Source organism: Oleiphilus sp. HI0128 (assembly GCF_001635365.1).
Map to the genome: position 1 here is coordinate 1 of NZ_LWGG01000460.1, position 1,740 is coordinate 1,740.

General features: G+C 49.1%; 2 protein-coding genes. Both read right to left on the reverse strand.

The window, feature by feature from the left end:
• Positions 1 to 128 precede the first annotated feature (128 nt).
• The gene (locus tag A3763_RS05625; RefSeq protein ID WP_197470230.1) at positions 129 to 899 is read right to left on the reverse strand and encodes an adenosylcobinamide-GDP ribazoletransferase; all 771 of its coding nucleotides are present in this window, start codon (positions 897 to 899) and stop codon (positions 129 to 131) included.
• Between the two features lie 42 nt (positions 900 to 941).
• Positions 942 to 1,740, reverse strand: a 799-nt coding sequence (cobT, locus tag A3763_RS05630; protein ID WP_156494941.1) for a nicotinate-nucleotide--dimethylbenzimidazole phosphoribosyltransferase, incomplete at its 5' end; no start/stop codon positions are given.

Sequence of the window (1,740 nt, forward strand, 5' to 3'; positions counted from 1 at the left end):
AAGGTCGGTGGCGAGATTGCCAAAGCCAACGAGAGGATGAAAGTGCTTGGCTTCGCCAAAGACCTTATCGAGGAACAAGGCCAATAAGAGGCAAATTGAAAAGTACATGTGTTATTTCCTTGTTATATTTATTGGCAGGCAACGAGAACTAGCAGGGTGATGCATTCGAGTATCTCGATCATGGCGCCGGCTGTATCACCTGTGCACCCTTTAAGCCGCTTCATCATGCGAGAGCGCAAGTAGTAGAAACTTAAGCAGCTTACGAATAGCAGGGGGATGATGACTGCCCAGCCTAGAAAGTAGCAGGAAGCGAGCATGAGGATGATAGAACCAAGCCAAACTTGGTGATCTTGCTTGTGCTCGGCAATTGCACTTCCTAAACCGCTTTTTCGTGCATAGGGTGTGGTAACAAATAGCAGGCTGGCGCTGATGCGAGCAAATACCAGGGGCCAGATAAGCAGCCAAATATCCTGATTGATGATTAGCTCAATAGTTAAGAGCTTCAAAAGCATTAATAAAACAGTCGCTGCAATAGCAATTGGGCCAGATGTTGGATCTTTCAGAAGTCGCAGAGTTCTTTCTTTTGAGCCAAGCCCACCCATCCAGGCATCAGCACTGTCGGCAAAACCGTCGAGATGTAGAGCGCCGGTAAGCACTACCCATAGCGTTAAGATTAGAGCCGCACTTAGAAGTGTTGGAAAAACAAAGCTCAAAAGTAATGATGCTGAGCACAAGATTATACCCAGCAATAGACCAACAAGTGGATACCAGCTGAGTGATGCGCCTATCTCTTTCTCAGTCGGAGCAGATTGCTGGCCAACAGGGATTGCACTCAAGAATTGAAGGGCAATGATCGCCGCTTTAATTTGATTAGCAGCGGGTGTTTCTCGTTGGCTCACAAAAAATGCTCCGTGTGTAGCAGGCGATTATGGCAGCTCAAATTACTGACTGACGCCAGCCTGATCAAAGGTTGCCATTTGGGCATGAAGCAGACAGGCAGACTGTAAGAGGGGCGCAGCGACGGCGGCACCACTAGCTTCGCCCAGCCGCATACCTAGACTCAGCAAGGGTTCGGCTTCAAGTGTTTGCAATAGGTGTTTATGACCGGCTTCTTCTGAACAGTGAGAGAAAAACAACCAGGGACGAATAGAGGGGTTAATTCGCGTTGCTACTAAGGCTGCTGCCGAGCTGATAAAACCGTCTACCAAAACGCTAATACCCAGTTGAGCGCAGCGAATATAGGCGCCAACCAGTCCGGCAATTTCAAAGCCGCCAAGCTTGGCCAATAGTTCGCTTGCTGTCGTATCACTGGTTTTGTGAAGGTCTAAGCCTTGTTGTACAGCCTTGAGCTTTCGCTGGATACCTTCGTCATCAATACCCGTTCCTCTTCCGATGAGCTGCTCCACAGGTAAGTCAGTCAAGCCTGCTGTTAAAGCGGAAGCGCTGGTGGTATTACCTATGCCCATCTCACCACCAATAAACAGCTCGATACCCAACTCTTTTGCTTGTGATGCTGATTGAGCCCCGGCTTCTAGTGCTTGGCTTAGTTGTTCCTCGCTCATCGCGCTTTGCTGGCAGAAGTTCGCGGTGCCGGCAGTAATACGCTGGTCAGTCACGCTATCTAAGGGAGCGAGTTCATTGACTGTGCCTAGGTTAATTACGCCGAAATCAGCATTCAATTGGCGAGCTAATACGGTAATCGCGGCACCGCCAGCGGCAAAGTTTTTTACCATCTCACCT